Annotated in this window: 12 protein-coding genes; 7 read left to right on the forward strand and 5 right to left on the reverse strand. The window is 64.8% G+C overall.

The genetic code is table 11. The features are described from left to right. Nucleotides 1-3: 3 nt before the first annotated feature. Entirely contained in the window at nucleotides 4-1,476 is a 1,473-nt protein-coding gene (locus tag X730_RS148485; protein ID WP_023826608.1) for an MATE family efflux transporter, read from the reverse strand. Nucleotides 1,477-1,651: 175 nt separating this feature from the next. Here X730_RS148485 and X730_RS148480 point away from each other — a divergent pair, with 175 nt between their 5' ends. Continuing rightward, nucleotides 1,652-2,446 (forward strand): L,D-transpeptidase, encoded by a 795-nt coding sequence (locus tag X730_RS148480; RefSeq protein ID WP_023826609.1) that lies wholly within the window; start codon nucleotides 1,652-1,654, stop codon nucleotides 2,444-2,446. Nucleotides 2,447-2,524: 78 nt separating this feature from the next. On the opposite strand, the gene X730_RS148475 is transcribed toward X730_RS148480, so the two are convergent. Together X730_RS148475 and X730_RS148470 are read right to left on the reverse strand one after the other, a co-directional pair. Further along, the gene (locus X730_RS148475; RefSeq protein WP_023826610.1) at nucleotides 2,525-4,000 is read right to left on the reverse strand and encodes an esterase-like activity of phytase family protein; all 1,476 of its coding nucleotides are present in this window, start codon (nucleotides 3,998-4,000) and stop codon (nucleotides 2,525-2,527) included. Between the two features lie 161 nt (nucleotides 4,001-4,161). Continuing rightward, nucleotides 4,162-5,187, reverse strand: coding sequence for a LacI family DNA-binding transcriptional regulator (locus X730_RS148470; protein WP_023746909.1), 1,026 nt, complete (start codon nucleotides 5,185-5,187; stop codon nucleotides 4,162-4,164). Between the two features lie 195 nt (nucleotides 5,188-5,382). On the opposite strand from X730_RS148470, the gene X730_RS148465 reads away from it, so the two are divergent. The 5 genes from X730_RS148465 (at nucleotide 5,383) to X730_RS148445 (ending at nucleotide 10,369) form a co-directional block, all read left to right on the forward strand. Next, the gene (locus tag X730_RS148465; RefSeq protein WP_023826611.1) at nucleotides 5,383-6,414 is read left to right on the forward strand and encodes a Gfo/Idh/MocA family oxidoreductase; all 1,032 of its coding nucleotides are present in this window, start codon (nucleotides 5,383-5,385) and stop codon (nucleotides 6,412-6,414) included. Then, nucleotides 6,414-7,319, forward strand: coding sequence for a sugar phosphate isomerase/epimerase (locus X730_RS148460; RefSeq protein ID WP_023682114.1), 906 nt, complete (start codon nucleotides 6,414-6,416; stop codon nucleotides 7,317-7,319). The genes X730_RS148465 and X730_RS148460 overlap by 1 nt, the downstream gene beginning before the upstream one ends. A 116-nt stretch (nucleotides 7,320-7,435) precedes the next feature. Further along, nucleotides 7,436-8,449, forward strand: coding sequence for a substrate-binding domain-containing protein (locus X730_RS148455; RefSeq protein ID WP_023682113.1), 1,014 nt, complete (start codon nucleotides 7,436-7,438; stop codon nucleotides 8,447-8,449). An 85-nt stretch (nucleotides 8,450-8,534) separates the two neighbouring features. Further along, nucleotides 8,535-9,332, forward strand: a complete 798-nt coding sequence (locus X730_RS148450; protein WP_023688054.1) for an ATP-binding cassette domain-containing protein — start codon at nucleotides 8,535-8,537, stop codon at nucleotides 9,330-9,332. Next, nucleotides 9,329-10,369 carry an ABC transporter permease gene (locus tag X730_RS148445; protein WP_023826612.1) on the forward strand — a complete coding sequence of 347 codons (1,041 nt, stop codon included), beginning with the start codon at nucleotides 9,329-9,331 and terminating at the stop codon, nucleotides 10,367-10,369. The genes X730_RS148450 and X730_RS148445 overlap by 4 nt, the downstream gene beginning before the upstream one ends. Before the next feature lie 318 nt (nucleotides 10,370-10,687). Here X730_RS148445 and X730_RS148440 read toward each other — a convergent pair whose 3' ends face one another. Beyond that, the gene (locus X730_RS148440; protein ID WP_023826613.1) at nucleotides 10,688-13,429 is read right to left on the reverse strand and encodes a UvrD-helicase domain-containing protein; all 2,742 of its coding nucleotides are present in this window, start codon (nucleotides 13,427-13,429) and stop codon (nucleotides 10,688-10,690) included. An 80-nt stretch (nucleotides 13,430-13,509) separates the two neighbouring features. Continuing rightward, entirely contained in the window at nucleotides 13,510-14,343 is an 834-nt protein-coding gene (locus X730_RS148435) for a DUF2059 domain-containing protein (RefSeq protein ID WP_023712457.1), read from the reverse strand. 270 nt (nucleotides 14,344-14,613) lie between these two features. Here X730_RS148435 and X730_RS148430 point away from each other — a divergent pair, with 270 nt between their 5' ends. Then, on the forward strand, nucleotides 14,614-16,926 hold the full coding sequence (locus X730_RS148430) for a glucose/quinate/shikimate family membrane-bound PQQ-dependent dehydrogenase (protein WP_023682110.1): 2,313 nt from the start codon (nucleotides 14,614-14,616) through the stop codon (nucleotides 16,924-16,926). Nucleotides 16,927-17,086 lie beyond the last annotated feature (160 nt).

Here is a 17,086-nt window from a genome sequence, read left to right on the forward strand (position 1 = left end):
GCCTCACCCGTTTGGCGTCCCGGGCGCCATGTTTGCCCGTCCGCGCGGGATGCCGAGGCCGGTGTCGGGCGGCTCGCCGGCGGCCGGCCGGTCCTCGATCATGTGCATGGTGCGCCAGCGGCCGAAGCGATAATAGGCGGCGGCCAGCACCAGCGAGGTGATCGATCCCGCCGGAAAACTCCACCACAGCGCTTCCTCGCCGATGTAGCTCCTGAAGAAGTAGGCAAAGCCGGTACGCACGACCATCACGGAAATCACCAGAATGATCAGCGGCGGCATCACGGCACCGGTGGCGCGCACGGTCGCGAACAGCACGATGGTGACGCCGAACAGGATGAACGACCAGGACGCCACCTTGTTGATGTGGGCTGCAATGTCGATTGCGGTGCTGTCCCCGCTAAGGAACAGGCCGAGTACCGGCCTGTCGAAGAAGAACAGCAGCGCCACCAGGGCGCCGGTGAGCACCAGGTTGAAGCCGACGCCGGACGCCGCGATGCGACCTATGCGGTCCCACCGCCCTGCGCCGACATTCTGGGCCGCCATCGACGAGACTGCGGCGCCGATCGCCAGTGCAGGCATCTGGATATAGGTCCACAGCTGCGCCGCGATGCCATAGGCGGCGGCGACCTGCGAGCCGTAGGAGTTGACGATGCCCATCACGGTCAGCGCCGCCGCCGAAATGACGATCATCTGCAGGCCCATCGGCACGCCCTTGAAAACGACGATCCTGAGCAGCGCCGGATCCGGCCGCAGCAGAGCGAGGTTCGCGCCGGCGAGCCGCAACGGATGCTTTCTGGCATAAAGCACGACGAGGATGGCGATCACGCTCACCGTCTGGCCGATCAGCGTCGAGGTGGCGGAGCCGGCGATGCCGAGCTCGGGGAAGGGGCCGATGCCGCGAATGAGCAGCGGATTGAGGATGATGTCGAGCACGACGGCGAGCGCCATGAAGAAAAATGGCGTGCGCGAATCACCCGCACCGCGCAGCACCGTCATGACGAAGGACAGAAGATTCATCATCGGCACGGCGACGAAGATGATGCGCAGATAGGAGCGCGCCAGCGGCAGCGCATCGGGCGGGGTGCCCAGTGTGTTGAGGATAGCTTCGACCCAGATCCAGCCGCAGACGGCGAAGATAGCCGAGACGAGGAAGAAGAAGCTGGCGCTGGTGCCGACGATGCGCCGCGCCTCGGGCAGGTCGCGGGCGCCGACCGATTGCGCCACCAGGATGGTGGCGGCCATGCCGATGCCGAACACGGTGCCAAGAATCAGGAACAGCACCAGATTGGCGTTTGAGGTCGCCGTCAGCGCCGATTCACCGAGGAAGCGGCCGACCCAGACGGCGTTGATCGAACCGTTGAGCGACTGCAGCACATTGGAACCGAGCACCGGAAGCGCGAACAACAGCAGCGTGCGAGGGATTGGGCCGCTGGTGAGATCGCCGGTGCGCCGGCGCGGGGGTATTTTTTCGTCCATGGGCTGTTCGGCGAAGGTTCATCTCAAAGCCGCCCGGCAATGATCGCCGATTTAACGGACAAGGTCGATGCGGCATCGGAACATCACGCTTAACGCGGCTGAGGCGATCAGGTTCTCAAAGCTTGCGTAATGGGCTATGGGTCATCGCCGCGAGGGGCCGCAAACCGGGGGGATCATGTCCGACAATCCATTATTTTCTGAGCGCCTGAATAGGCGCGCGTTTCTGGGAGCATCCACTTTGGGTGCCGCTGCCATGGCACTTTCGGCCTGCACAACCACTGATGTGGCAGTACCGCCGACGCCGGCGCCGGCACCCGCACCCGAGCCCGCTTTCGGCGATGCCGCCACCATGTATTCGGCGCGCGTCGATGAGGGCTTTTCATTGCCGGCAATCCCCGTCGCCAAGCTCGATCCGAAATTCGTGCGCCAGATCGTGGACGATCCGACCGGCGAAAAACCCGGCACGATCGTCGTCGATACATCCGAGCATTTTCTCTATCTGGTGCGCGACGGCGGCAAGGCAATGCGCTATGGCGTCAGCCTCGGCAAGGCCGGGTTTGGCTGGACCGGCAGCGCCGTGATCCAGGCGCGCAAGAAATGGCCGGTGTGGACGCCGCCGCCGGAAATGATCCAGCGCCGGCCGGAACTGGCGAAATACAAGGACGGCATGCCGCCCGGACCGCAGAGTCCGCTCGGCGCGCGCGCGCTCTATCTGTTCCGCGACGGCAAGGACACGATGTACCGGCTGCACGGCACGCCGGAATGGGATTCCATCGGCAAGAATGCGTCGTCGGGCTGCGTGCGCTTCATGAACCAGGACATCATCGACCTCTACAGCCGGGTCAACGGCGTAGCCCAGGTCTATGTGCGCCCGAACCTTTCGGCCGCGGGCAAGATCATGGCCGTGTCGAGCCGGACCGCCGAGGCGATCGATGCCGGCGTGCCAAGGGATGCGGAGATTTTGAAATAGGTGCCTTCACGGCATCGCTGATCGCCGACAAACGGTTAGAGGCGGACGCGCCGGGCGCGTCCGCCTCTCCGTATACGGCTACTTCTTGGCGAGGCCCGGAAGCGTGACCTGATAGACCAGGAACATGGTATCGACATCGGCGCCGTCTTCGGCCTTGTAGGGCGCGCCGACCTGAAAACCGTCCTCGGTGAGAAAGTCGTTATCGTTGCCGACGAACAGGAAATAGTCGTCGGGCAGCGCCGGATCGAGCACGCTGACCACCGACATTGCTTCCCACTTCTCCGACAGATTGTTCTTGTCGTTGGGCTTGCCGTCATGCAGGCCGAAACGGCCGAGTTCCTTGTTGTCGTTGATGTCGATGAACGGCGTCAGCTTGGCCGGCGTCACCGAGGGGTCGAGCACGCCCTTGGGCGCCAGCGGCTTGTCGGCGGCATCGAAGGCGCCGCCGGCAATGTCGGTGGCGCCAGAGACGTCGACGACGAAAATCTGGCGCAGCAGCGAAGTATCGCCCTTCACCCCCTGGCCGTTTCCGCTGTCGCGCGCCAGCATCAGGAAGGTCTTGTCGGACAGCGCCACGATTTCGCTCTGCGCGGCGACCTTGGTCTTGTCCTTGGCGTCCTTGAAAACCGGCAGCGGCACGACATATTCGTGGATCAGCTTGAGATGTGCCGGGTCGGACGCGTCATAGACAAGCGCGCGGGTGTTCTGGCGCGTGGCGCCGGAATCGCCGCCATCCTGGCGCGGTGCGGATTGCAGCACCGCGATCAGCGACTTGCCGTCCGGCGTCAGCGCCATGCCTTCGAGGCCCTGGTTGTTCTGGCGGCCGGTTTCGGGATCCTTCGGATCGGGTTCGGCTGCACCGGGGCCCGGATTGTCGGAGGCGAAGTTCGGCGCGCCCTTGCGCATCGGCACCAAAGCGGCCGGCGGCTGCGTTGCCGACAACAGATGGCCGTCGGCCGAGAAGCGGTAGATGTTGGGGCCGTATTCGTCAGAGATGAACATGGTGCCGTCGGGCAGCCGCGCGATCGCCTCATTGTCGAGCGCCAGCTTGCCATTGGCCTCGGGCAGGATCGGCAGGTCGCCATTGGCCGCGCGCACGCCGTTGAGCGGATCGAGGCCGGTGGCGTCAGCGCCCTTGTCGTCGGTGAGGAGCAGGGAATCGGCAAGCGTCGTCTTGACGCCTGTCTGTTCCTGGCCGGAGGTGGGCGTGGCGCCTAGTGCTACCGGCGTGAACTCGATGCGAATAGTGTTGAGGCGCGGCCGGTAATCGGTGGTGCCGACGACATTGTAGCCACGGTCCGGCAGCAACCAGAGCGAGCCCTTGTAGCCGTCCGCGCCACGGGTCCAGCTTGCGGCGTCGATGGACATGCCGGAGCCGGAGCCGAAGGTCTCGCCGAACTTGTCCTTCTGATCGGCCGGGATGCGGCCGACGCCGACCAGGCCCTTGTTGACGAAGCCACCAACGGTGGCTGTGCTGTCGGCAAGGGCAGGGGTCAGGGCGTTAAACAGCGCCAGCGCGGCGCCGAGCGACACGGTTCGGTGCGAGATTTTCATGGAGATCCTCTTTGTGACAAGCCTTGAGCGGCGCAAAGGGGCCACCGCATCGCATCGACGATGTCGCCCTCTCGCAAAGCGGTCTAGGACGCGAACATGATACTTGCGTGACAGAGAGGGCCTCTTCCTTCACCCTTGTAGGAGAGGGAAGAGCGCAATGATCAATCGCTGTCGCGCGCGATCAGCTCCAGCGGCCAGACTTCGCGGATGATGCGCGGACCTTCCGGGCCGGCAAAGGCGGGAAGCGAGGCCAGCAGCATTTCGGCCAGTCGCCGGCCCATCGGCTCCAGCGACGGACGGAAGGCGGTCAGCGCAGGTGAAAAATAGCGGCAGAGCGGCGTGTCGACGATGACGATCACCGCGATGTCGTGGCCGGGCCTGATGCCCATCTCGGCCAGTGCTTTGCAGCCGCCGAGCGCCATTGCGTCATTGTTGAAGATGATGGCTGTGGGCCGGTCCTTGGAGAGCATCACGCGCGGCGTCACCTGGTAGCCTCCGGCCTCGTTGATGAAGCCGTCGGCGATCAGGCCGGGGTCGACTTCGATACCATGCCGCTTCAGCGCCTTGCGGTAGCCGTCGAGGAACAGGTAGCCGAAGTTGAGATCAAGCGAAGGGCGGATGGCGGCAATGCGGCGGTGGCCGCGCGCGACCAGCCGGTCGACGGCTTCATCACCCGCCCTCTCGAAATCGATATCGAGCGAAGGATAGGTGTCGTCGCCGGATTGACTTCGGCCAAGCGTGGCGAAGGGAAAGCCGGCCTTGCTGAGATAGTCGATCCGATCGTCTTCCCGCCGTGTGTTGGCCAACACGACCGCGTCGGCCCGGCGCGTCTCAACCACTCGGCGCAGCCTGTCCTGCTGATATTGACCGGGCTCACCCATGACGACCATCAGATCCAGGCCATACTCGGCAAGCCGGCCTTGCAGACCGATCAGGAACGGGATGAAGAACGGTTCGCCATATTGCTGGTCCCCCGGATGCGGTTGCAGCATGAAGGCGATCGAATGGGTGGCGCCTTGCCGCAGGCTGCGGCCGGACTGGTTGGGTGAATAGTTCAGCTGCTTGGCGGCGGCGAGCACGCGCTGGCGGGTGTCGGCATTGACGTCGGCGCGGCCGTTCAGCGCCCGCGACACGGTGCCGATCGAAATGTTCAGGTGACGCGCGAGGTCATGGATGCTGGACGCCAAGGACTTCTCTCCCCCGACCCTTGGCTAGCACCGGCTGCCGCTCAGGCCAAGGCTTCGGGATGATTGTCGCGGGCAGCCGATTGACATTCTAGGCCATCGGGTGTGTTCTCGTAAACGTTTACGGAAAAACGTTTACGGTGGTGCCGTCAATGCCGTGACATTCGGTCTGGAGGGGCCGGACGGGAGGAATGCCGGATGATGAATGCCGTCCTCGTCGGCTGTGGAGCGATGAGCAAGGCCTGGCTCGATGCCGCGAGGCAGATCGACGGGCTGGCCATTGTCGGCCTGGTCGATCTCGACGCCGAACGGGCGAAGGCGAGGGCGCGCGAATACGGGCTTGACGGCGCCGTCATCGGCACCAGCTTGGATGCGGTGCTCGACCAGACCAGGCCGGACGCGGTGTTCGATGTCGTGGTTCCCGCCGCCCGCCGCGACGTCGCCTTTTCCGCCTTTGCCCATCATTGCCATCTGCTCACCGAAAAGCCGCTCGCCGATACTCCGGAAAATGCCCGCGCCATTGTCGACGCGGCGCGCCAGGCAGGGCGCGTTCATGCCGTGGTGCAGAACCGCCGCTACGTCGCCAATGTCCGGCGCATAAGGCGCTTTCTCGACTCCGGCGCCATCGGCAAGCCAACCAGCATCCATGCCGACTTCTTCGTCGCGCCGCATTTCGGCGGCTTTCGCGAGGAGATGGCGCATGTGCTCTTGCTCGACATGGCGATCCATACTTTCGACGCCGCCCGCTACATGGTCGCAGGCGATCCCGCCGGTGTTTTTTGCCAGGAATGGGAGCCGGCCAATTCCTGGTACCGGCAGGGATCGTCGGCCAGCGCTATCTTCGATCTCGGTGGCGGCAAGCGCTTCACCTATGCAGGCTCCTGGTGCGCGGCGGGCTTCCGCACCAGTTGGGAGAGCACATGGCGCATCGTCGCCGAGCACGGCAGCCTGCTCTGGGACGGCGAGGACGGGCTGAAGGCCGAGGTTGTGTTGTCGGTCCGCGACGGCCTTTTCGACCTGACCCAGCCCATCATCGTGCCGCCGCTCGATCCCGCCGACCGCATCGGCGGTCATCTCGGCGTCATCAAGGATTTCATCCACGCCATCGAGACCGGTAGCGAGCCGGAAACCCGTGGCAGCGACAACATTAAAAGCCTGGCCATGGTTTTCGGCGCCATCGAAAGCGCCGAGACCGGACGGCGCGTCGCAATCACACAGGAAGCATCATGATGCCAAACCCGCTTCTCGACATCCGGATCGGCACCATGGTGCGGGCCAATCTCGAAGACCCCGCCGCCTACATCAAAGAGATTCTGCCGCTCGGTTTCGAGAGCATCCAGCCCTTCTTCTGGCAGACGCTGGGCGGCAAGGATTTGCGGCGGCTCGCCGGTGAGATTCGCGAGGCGATCGGCGATGCCGATGTCGCCGTGTCGTCGATCGGCGTGTTCGGCAATCCGCTGGAGGATGGCGAGGTCGATCGCGGCGTGCTCGCGGCCTGGGAAACCGTCATCGACAACGCGCATCTGTTCGGCGCCTCGACGGTCAGCGGCTTCACCGGCCGCCTTCGCGGCAAGAAGCTGACCGACAGCCTGCCGCGCTTCCGTGAGGTCTGGGGACCACTGGCCAAGCGCGCCGCCGACAAGGGCGTGCGCATTGCCTTCGAAAATTGCGCCATGGATGGCAACTGGGCGGCCGGCGACTGGAACATCGCCCACAATCCCGATGCCTGGGAGTTGATGTTCAACGAATTGCCCGACGACAATCTCGGCCTCGAATGGGAGCCCTGCCACCAGCTTGTCTACCTCATCGACCCGATGCCGCAGATCCGCAAATGGGCGCCGCGCATTTTCCATGTCCACGGCAAGGACGCGACGGTGCGCTGGGATGTGATCCGCGAGCACGGCGTGTTCGGCAAGCTGCCCTTCGTGCAGATGCGCACGCCCGGGTTTGGCGACAGCGACTGGACGCGGGTGATCAGCGAATTGCGGCTGGCCGGTTACAAGGGCGCCATCGACATCGAGGGCTGGCACGACCCGGTCTATCGCGGCGACCTCGAAATCACAGGCCAGGTGCGCGGGCTGGAATACCTCAAGCAATGCCGGGGAGGAGCGACCTACCTGCCGAACCCGGCGTGACCGAGGGCCGGTGGGAGGAGCCGGCCTGACAGATTGCCAAGCACTGCCGACAAGCACTGCCGACAGGCGAACGACGAAACCCCTCGGCTCACCGAGGACAAAAGGGAGGAACGTGCATGAGCATCGCAATGAGAACGACACTTCTGCGCTCGACCGTCGTGGCCGCCGCCACGGCGCTGTGCGCTGCCATCTCCACTCTGCCGGCGCAGGCGCTCGACGCCCAGTGGTGCAAGGATGTCCACATCCGCTTTTTCGTCGGCGGCGCCGAGGGCGACGCTTTCGGCACCATCGTCTACAATGGCGCCAAGCAGGCGGCGTCCGATCTCGGACCCAAGGTCGACTACATCTTCTCGCAGTGGGACGTCGAGAAGATGGTTCAGCAATTGCGTGAGGCCGTCGCCGTGAAGCCCAACGGCATTGCCATGATGGGCCATCCCGGCGACGCCGCGATCATGCCGCTGGCCGAACAGGCGCACAAGGACGGCATCAAGATGATGTACCAGAACGTGCCGGTGCCGACGGTGGTGGCTGCGTTCGGCGGCGGCTATGTCGGCGCCCAGCAGGAGCAGCAGGGCCGCGCGCTCGGCGTCGAAGCGTTCAAGCTCGGCAATCTCAAGTCCGGCGACAAGGCGATCATGATCGGCCCGTTCGAGAACGAGGCCCGCGGCGCGCGCGAGCGCGGCACGGTGGCAGCACTCAAGGAAGCCGGCGTCGAGGTCATCCAGCTGTCGTCGCCGCCGAGCGGCGAATGGGCGTCCGACCCCAATCTGGCGATACCGGTGATCACCGCGGCCCTGCTCAACAATCCCGACGTCAAGGCGGTCGGCTATCCCGGCGGCCAGATGCTGGGCAACGTCGCCACCTACATGCAGGCGGCGGGGCGCAAGCCGGGCGACATCTTCAATTTCGGCTTCGACACCAGCCCGCAGATCGTCGAGGCGTTCAAGGGCGGCTGGGTGCAACTGACGGCCGATCAGCAGCCGTTTCTGCAAGGCTATCTGCCGATCCTCAGCCTTTGCCAGCAGGTGGTGCTGGGCCTGGCGCCGATGAATGTCGACACTGGCGCCGGCTTCGTCACGCCGCAGAATTACGAGATCGTCGCCGAGCTCGCCAAGCAGGCGCTGCGCTGACCTCCCAAGCTGCCGGCTGGGCCTAAGCCCGGCCGGCAGGACCGCCGGCACCAGGCCGGATGATACCACAGGAGCGAGGATCGCCATGGCCGAACGCATCATCGAACTGCGCGACATCAGCAAATCCTACGGCCAGGTCTATGCGCTGGGCGGGGTCAATCTCTCGGTCGCCCGCGGCGAGGTGGTTGGCTTGATCGGCGACAATGGCGCCGGCAAGTCGACGCTGATCAAGATCCTGTCGGGCGTCGTCAAGCCGACCAGCGGCGAGATCCTGGTGCGCGGCAAGCCGGTGACCGGCTGGAGTGCGGCACGCTCGCGCGACGCCGGCATCGAGACGGTGTTCCAGGACCGGGCGCTGGCCGTGCAGCAGACCATCGTGCGCAACATCTTCATGGGCCGCGAACTCACCGGCTTCATGGGCTTTCTGAAGGTCAATAAAGAGATAGAGGAGGCGAGCCGGCTGATGCGCGAGATCGGCTTTACCTCGAAGGTGTTCACGCCGCATTCGATCGTCGGCCAGCTCTCCGGCGGCGAACGCCAGGGCGTGGCGATCGCGCGCGCCATCTACAAGCAGGCGGAGCTGATCATCCTCGACGAGCCGACGACGGCGCTGTCGCTGACCGAGACCGCCAAGGTCTTCCATTTCGTGCGCCAGGTGCGGGCGAGCGGGCGCTCGATCCTGTTCATCGGCCACAACATCCATCACGTCTTCGACATCGCCGACCGCTTCGTTGTGATTGACCGCGGCAAGGTGGCGCTGACCGCCGATCGCACCGAGGTCAAGTCGGCCGAAGAGCTGATCAACTTCATGGAAGACGTTGCGCATCCCGGCGGATTGCCGGGGCTGCACGAGGCCGGCGACGCGGAGAGGGCAGCACGATGAGCAAGACCATGGAACCCGATCTGCAGAGCCCTCTTGGCGGCAAGGCTGCCCGACCTGAGTGGAAGCATCCGTCCGACCATTGGCTGCGCGGTTTCGTCGTCGACAACCGCGCAGCGCTCGGCACGCTCGCCGTGTTCATCATCATGATGGCGGCGTTCCTGATCGCCAACCCGACCGTGTTCACCACCTGGTATCTCTACAGATCCGTGCTGACCACGCTGCCCGTTGCGCTGTTCGTGGTGGTGCCGCTGGTCTTCGTCGTCACCTGTGGCGAGATCGACCTGTCGTTTCCCGCAACCATGGGCTTTGCCTCCTGGGTGTTCGCGCTGGTGGTGCAGGCCGGCTATGATCCGTTTCTCGGCATCGCTGCCGCACTCATCACCGGCACGCTGCTCGGCTTCCTCGTTGGGTCGCTCGTCGTTTATGGCGGGCTGTCGTCGCTGATCGCCACGCTCGGCATGAATTTCCTGCTGCGGGGACTGATCCAGATCATCAACGAGGGCAGATCGACGGCATTGACCGGTCTCAGCGACAGCTGGGCGTACACCATCTTCTCCGGTCAGGTGTGGGGTTTTCCGGTACAGGTCTTATGGGCACTCGCCTTCGTCATTTTTTCGGCAATGCTCTACAACCGGCACCGCTTCGGCGCGCAGGTGAGGGTCGTCGGCGACAACCCCGACAGCGCCCAGCAAATGGGCATCGACGTCAAGCGTGTGCGGGTGAAAGTGTTCATCTTCACCGGCATCGGGGCCGCGATCGCCGGCACGTTTTCGGTGATGATCAACTTCACCTGGTGGCCGACCGCGGGCGACGGCTATCTCTTGCCGGTGCTGGCTTCGGTGTTCGTCGGCGGCACGCCGACCTGGGGCGGCATCGGTACGGTTGCCGGTGGAGCGATCGGCGCGGTCACCGTGTCGTTCATCCAGACCGGCGTCGTGGCGGCGGGCCTGAGCGGCTTCTACGTCCAGTTCTTCAACGGGCTGATCATCATCCTGTCGCTGCTGGGGCACAAGTGGAACCAGGCGCGGTACAGGTGAGGGGCGGGCTAAATTGACGGGGACGCTCATGTTGCGGACCGCATGCCCCGACGACTGGGCAGACGCCCGTCGCTTCGTCATTCTAAGGCGGAGCAGGAGCGAAGCTCCGTCGCGTAGACCCTGGAATCCATTCCGCGACCTTGGCGTGCAGCTGCGCAGGATTCCGCACCGTGGCAACGCGTTGAAGACGCGGGATGGATCCTCGGGTCTACGCTGCGTCGCTACGCTCCTTGCTCCGCCCGTGGATGACGAGGCGGGGAGGGCTCCGCCAGACTACAACAATGTGGTCGCTTGTAGGACAACAGGACAAGCGGGCGCTCACACCGCCGCCACAAACCCGTCCAGCACGCGTTTCTGGCCGGCCTTGTCGAAGTCGATGGTCAGCTTGTTGCCTTCGATGTTGGAGATGTTGCCGTTGCCGAATTTCTGGTGGAAGACGCGGTCGCCGACGCTGAAGGGCGACGGCGTGTCGGCGACGGATTTGGCGACCAGTTCGCCGTCAATGGTGCGGCCTTTGACGCTGGTTCGGCCGGCGCCGTAGCCGGAGTCGGTCTCGCCATAGCCGATGCGCTCGACCTGGTGGCCGGAGCGCGAGCCCCAGTTGCGGTCGGTCGCCTCGGTGCGGTTGGCCTGCGCGCGCTGCCAGCCGGGCGTCGCATAGGTGTTGGAGAAGGCGCCGGATTTTTCCGCGCCGACATTGTCGAAGCGCGAGGCGCCGTAGGGGTTCTGCCGCCCTGCGCCCTGGCCGCCACGGCCCGACGCGAACGAACCGCCGCCATAGGAATTGCCGTAGCCGCCATAGGAGTTGCCGCTTTCGGCGACCTCGACATGGGCTTCCGGCAGTTCGTCCAGAAAGCGCGACGGGATGGTCGACTGCCACAGGCCGTGGATGCGGCGGTTGGAGACGAACCACAGATGCAGGTTCTTCTTGGCCCGGGTCAGGCCGACATAGGCGAGACGGCGCTCTTCCTCCAGGCCGGAGCGGCCGCCTTCGTCCAGCGCGCGTTGGTGCGGGAACAGGCCTTCCTCCCAGCCGGGGAGGAACACGGTCTCGAATTCGAGGCCCTTGGCCGAATGCAGCGTCATGATGTTGACGGCGTCAAGCTCGGCGTTCTGCTCGGCGTCCATGACCAGGGCGACATGTTCGAGGAAGGAGCGCAGCGATTCATACTCCTCCATGGAGCGGATAAGCTCTTTCAGGTTTTCCAGCCGGCCCGGCGCCTCGACCGAGCGGTCGTTCTTCCACATGTCGGTGTAGCCGCTCTCCTCCAGAATGGTCTCGGCGAGTTCGGTGTGCGGCGTGGTTTCCAGCGCCTTCTGCCAGCGCTCGAAATTGGCCGCCACTTCGCGCAAGGCCGCGCGGGGCTTGGGCTTCAGCTCGTCGCTTTCTGCGAGCTTGGCGGCTGCCTCCAGCATCGGGATGCGCAAGCTCCGCGCCGTGTCGTGGATCTGGCGGATGGTGGCTTCACCCAGGCCGCGCTTGGGGACATTGACGATGCGCTCGAAGGCGAGGTCGTCGGCGCCCTGCGCGACGACGCGGAAGAAGGCCAGTGCATCGCGGATTTCCATGCGCTCATAGAAGCGCGGGCCGCCGATGACGCGGTAGTTGAGGCCGAGCGTGACGAAGCGATCCTCGAATTCGCGCATCTGGAAGGAGGCGCGGACCAGGATGGCCATATCATTGAGCTTGTGCTTGGCACGCTGGTAGGTCTCGATGGTCTCGCCGACGGCGCGCGCCTCCTCCTCGGAATCCCAGGCGGCGTGGACATGCACCTTCTCGTCGTCCTCGGCGACCTTCTCGGTGAACAGCGTCTTGCCGAAGCGGCCCTCATTGTGGGCGATGAGGTGCGAGGCAGTGCCGAGGATGTGCGCGGTCGAGCGATAATTGCGCTCCAGACGGATGATGGTGGCGCCGGGAAAATCCTTGTCGAAGCGCAGGATGTTGTCGACCTCGGCGCCACGCCAGCCATAGATCGATTGGTCGTCGTCGCCGACGCAGCAAATATTCACGCTCACGGGCTGTTCCGCGCCTGCCGGCGCGGGCCCTCCGCGGGGGCCTCGCAACGGCTCGGACGCCCGGTCGGGCTTGCGGCCTTCGGCCGATCGCGCTTTACCCTCCCCTGGATGGGGAGGGTCGCCGCGAAGCGGCGGGGAGGGGTGACTGGCGCCGGCGCTGCCNCCACCCGCGCCGCTACGCGGCGCGACCTCCCCCATCGAGGGGGAGGTAGGTCTTTGCGCCAGCAGCCGCAGCCACATGTATTGCGCGGTGTTGGTGTCCTGGTACTCGTCGACGAGGATGTATTTGAAGCGCTTGTGGTAGTCCTTCAGCACGTCCGGATTGGCGCGGAAGATGCGGATCGGGTGGCAGAGCAGATCGCCGAAGTCGCAGGCGTTCAGCGTCTTCAGCCGCTCCTGATAGGCCTTGTATAGTTCCCGGCCCTTGCCGTTGGCGAAGCTGCGGGCATCGCCCTCGGCAATGTCGGCCGGGCCTTGGCCCTTGTTCTTCCAGCCGTCGATCATCTGCGCGAACTGCTTGGCCGGCCAGCGCTTGTCGTCGAGGCCTTCGGCCTGGATCAGCTGCTTGATCAGCCGTACGACGTCGTCGGTGTCGAGGATGGTGAAATCGGATTTGAGCCCGGCCAGCTCGGCGTGGCGGCGCAAGAGCTTGACGCCGATGGAGTGGAAGGTGCCGAGCCACGGCATGCCCTCGACGGCTTCGCCGACGAGATGGCCGATGCGCTGCTTCATCTCGCGCGCGGCCTTGTTGGTGAAGGTCACCGCCAGGATCTGCGAGGGGAAAGCCCTGCCGGTGGCCAGGATATGGGCGATGCGGGTGGTCAGCACGCGGGTCTTGCCGGTGCCGGCGCCGGCCAGCACCAGGACCGGGCCTTCGGTGGTTTCCACCGCCAGCCGCTGCTCGGGGTTGAGGCCGTTGAGATAATCGGGTGCGCTGTTGGGTCCGCTGCGGGCCGCCATGGCGCGCGCGGCTATGCCCGACGGGGCCGCGGGCCGCGCATTGGGTTCGTCGAAAAAGGGCATTTCTTCCGCAAAGCCGGACATCTCCCCCGAATGTAGTGATTCGGGAGCGAAAGACCAGAAGTGTCTACGTTTTGTTCTGCTAAAGTGCCCGATACTGCGGCTCAGGCCTTTCGGTAACCGAGCGCGACGAACAATCGATGTCCGAACGAGCGCGCTTCCTCTGTCATCACCATGCCAAAGGCCGTCAGCATCTGGTCGTAATAGCGGCTGCCCGCGGGTGACGCCAGGAATGTCGAGTACAGTCTGAGATCGCCGAGCGGGAGATCCCGGTACGTATAAGCGCTACCCTGCATGGCATTCTGTTCGATGTTCTGGCGAATTTTCACGGATTGCTGACGCACCAGCGCCATGATCTGTTCGTCCGACAGAGGCTTTCCGGCTGCGCCCAGCATCCCCGTAACCATCGCGTAGCTCATGTTCAGCGCTATCGCCTCGCCGGTGTCGACAGCGCTGATATCGTCGATGATCTTGCGGTACAATTCGAGCCGGGCTGGATCCTTGGTCGGAAGCTCGGCGAGGATTTGCTTGCCCTCTGTCTTCTTGCTTTGCCTGCCTTCCGGGCCAGACGACTGAATTTCCAAAGCGGTGACGTGCTTGCCCAACGGGGAAGCGTAAAACGCTGCGAGGTCGGACAGATCGGTGGCCGACAGCCTGTCCGCCATCCGCGATTCGATGGCAGTCTCCATTTTGACTGCGTCGAAGGCGCCTTCCAGCGCGACCGACAAGGCGTCCTGGAAATTTGCCGGTAACGGTTCGGGTATGGATTTCGTGGCTGCGGCGATGCCGGGACCGATGCCCATCAGCATCTCGTGAAAGCCGTTTGCCTTGTTGATCTCGCTCAGCGTCTGTGCCGGCGCGGCCACTGTGCCGGCCGTGAGCGCGACGAAGCTACAGAGGACAAGGACTACTCGCGTCAGAGGCGAGGCGAATGACATCACTCTGGTTGCTCCTGATGGTTGGTCGAAAGCAGACTGCTGGAAAACCCGGATGCCGGCAAGGCGGGATTGCCACCTGGGCGTGTGGCCTCGAAAAAAACGCCCTGTGCGCGGAGCCTGCGGCATGGCCGTTTGGTTTCGCCATGGATCGCTCCCCGGCGGCTTGACAGGCACGGCGGGCGGGAGAAGGTTGTACCGCCGGGGGCAGGATTGGCATACCTTTGCCCATGGCCGCGCCGCGGAATGCGCATCAGTCGAAGGAGTATCGTCTTGGCTGTCGTCATCACCTCCCTCATCCTGTTCCTCATCGGCCTCGCACTTGGCGGCGGCGGCGTCTGGCTCGCGATGCTGGGCGGCAGCTGGTACTATGTCGTCACCGGTCTCGCCTTCCTCATCGCCGCATGGCTGCTCTTCCGGCGCAAATCGACGGCGCTCTGGCTCTACGCGGCGATCGTGCTCGGCACGCTGGCCTGGGCGGTGTGGGAAATCGGCTTCGACTGGTGGGAACTCGGACCGCGCGGCGGCATCATCGTGCTTCTGGCGCTGTGGCTGCTGACGCCTTGGGCAAGGCGGGGCCTGATCGGCCCCGACGCGCGCGCGCCGCTCATTCTGGCCGTGCTCGCATCGCTCGCCGTCGCCGGTTATTCGATGACGGCCGATCCCAAGGACATCGCCGGCGACCTCAGCGCCGACAAGGTGACGCCGACTGCCGATCTCGGCGGCAATGTGCCTCCGGGCGAATGGCATTTCTACGGCCGCACGCAATTTGGCCAGCGCTATTCGCCGCTCGACCAGATCACGCCCGACAATGTCGCCAAATTGCAGCCGGCCTGGATCTACCAGACCGGCGACGTGAAAGGGCCGGACGATGTCGGCGAAACCACCTACCAGGTGACGCCGCTGAAGGTGGGCGATGCGCTCTATATCTGCACGCCGCACAATTTCGCCATCGCCATCGATGCCGCCACCGGCAAGGAGAAATGGCGTTTCGATCCCAAGATCAAGCTCGACAAGGACCGCCAGCACCAGACCTGCCGCGGCGTGTCCTATTATGCCGATGCCAAGATCGCCGCCGGCCAGCCTTGCGCGACGCGCGTCTATCTGCCGACCTCGGATGCGCGGCTGATCGCGCTCGACGCCGCCAACGGCCAGGTCTGCCCGTCCTTCGCCGAAGCCGGCACGCTCAATTTGTTGACCAACATGCCGTATCCGAAGTCGGGCTATTATTACTCGACCTCGGCGCCGCTGATTGCGGGCGGCAAGATCATCATCGGCGGCGCGGTCAACGACAATTATTCGACGCAAGAGCCGTCCGGCGTCATCCGGGCCTTCGACGTCGACACCGGCGCCCTGGTGTGGAACTGGGATTCCGGCAATCCGGACCAGACAACGCCGCTGGCGGCAGGCCAGACCTACACCCACAACTCGCCCAACATGTGGTCGACGGCAAGCGCCGACGAGAAGCTCGGCCTGCTCTATGTGCCGCTCGGCAACCAGACGCCGGACCAGCTCGGGATGGGCCGCAGCGCCAATGTCGAGAAGTTTTCCTCCTCGATCACCGCGCTCGATCTGGCCACCGGACAAGTGCGCTGGGTGCGGCAGACCGTGCATCACGACCTCTGGGACATGGATGTGCCGGCACAGCCGACCCTGGTCGACATCACCACCGCTGCCGGCGTCGTTCCGGGCCTGGTTGGACCGACCAAGCAGGGCGACCTCTACGTGCTCGACCGGCGCAGCGGCGAGCCGATCATCCCGATCAAGGAAGTGCCGGCGCCGGGCGGCGCTGTCGAGGGCGATCACACGTCGCCGACGCAGCCGGTCTCGGATCTCTCCTTCAATCCGAGGCCGCTGACCGGCGCCGACATGTGGGGCATCACCATGTTCGACCAGCTGGCCTGCCGGATCGAATTCCAGGGTCTGCGCTACGAGGGCCGCTATACCCCGCCATCGGTGCAGGGCTCGCTGGTCTATCCCGGTAATTTCGGCACCTTCAACTGGGGCGGTGTCGCCGTCGATCCGGTGCGGCAGGTGATGTTCGGCATGCCGACCTATCTGGCGTTCAAATCGCAGCTCATTCCGCGCGACCAGGTGCCGCCCCCGGATGAGGGGCGCGGCAGCGAGCAGGGGCTGAACCGCAATGAGGGCGCACCCTATGCGGTGGTGATGGGGCCGTTCCTGTCGCCGCTCGGCGTGCCCTGCCAGGCGCCGCCATGGGGCTATGTGGCGGGAGCGGACCTCAGAACCGGCAAGATCGCCTACAAGCACCGCAACGGCACCGTCTATGACATGACGCCGTTGCCCTTGCCGCTGAAGGTCGGTGTTCCCGGCATTGGCGGGCCGATGATCACCGCCGGCGGCGTCGTCTTCCTGGGCGCGGCGGTCGACGACTATCTGCGCGCCTATGACCTGACATCGGGCAAGCAGCTCTGGCAGGCCAGGCTGCCGGCCGGTGGGCAGTCGACGCCGATGACCTACACCGTCGCCGACGGCCGCCAGTTCGTGGTCATCGTCGCCGGCGGCCACGGCTCGGTCGGCACCAAGCCGGGCGACTATGTGATGGCCTATACGCTGCCGAAGTAGCAGCGATGCGACTTAGGTAGGTGATCGGCCCGGCAGATATTCTGGCAATGTCGCGCCGCCCCTCATCTGCCTGCCGGTGTCCAGCCGATAGATGGGTAACACTTTGAACCGGATACATAGGTGACACTTCTCTCCCCCTATGTGTCCGCCGCAGCGCCAA

The sequence above is a fragment of the Mesorhizobium sp. L103C131B0 genome, assembly GCF_000502275.1.
Taxonomy (GTDB): Bacteria; Pseudomonadota; Alphaproteobacteria; order Rhizobiales; family Rhizobiaceae; genus Mesorhizobium.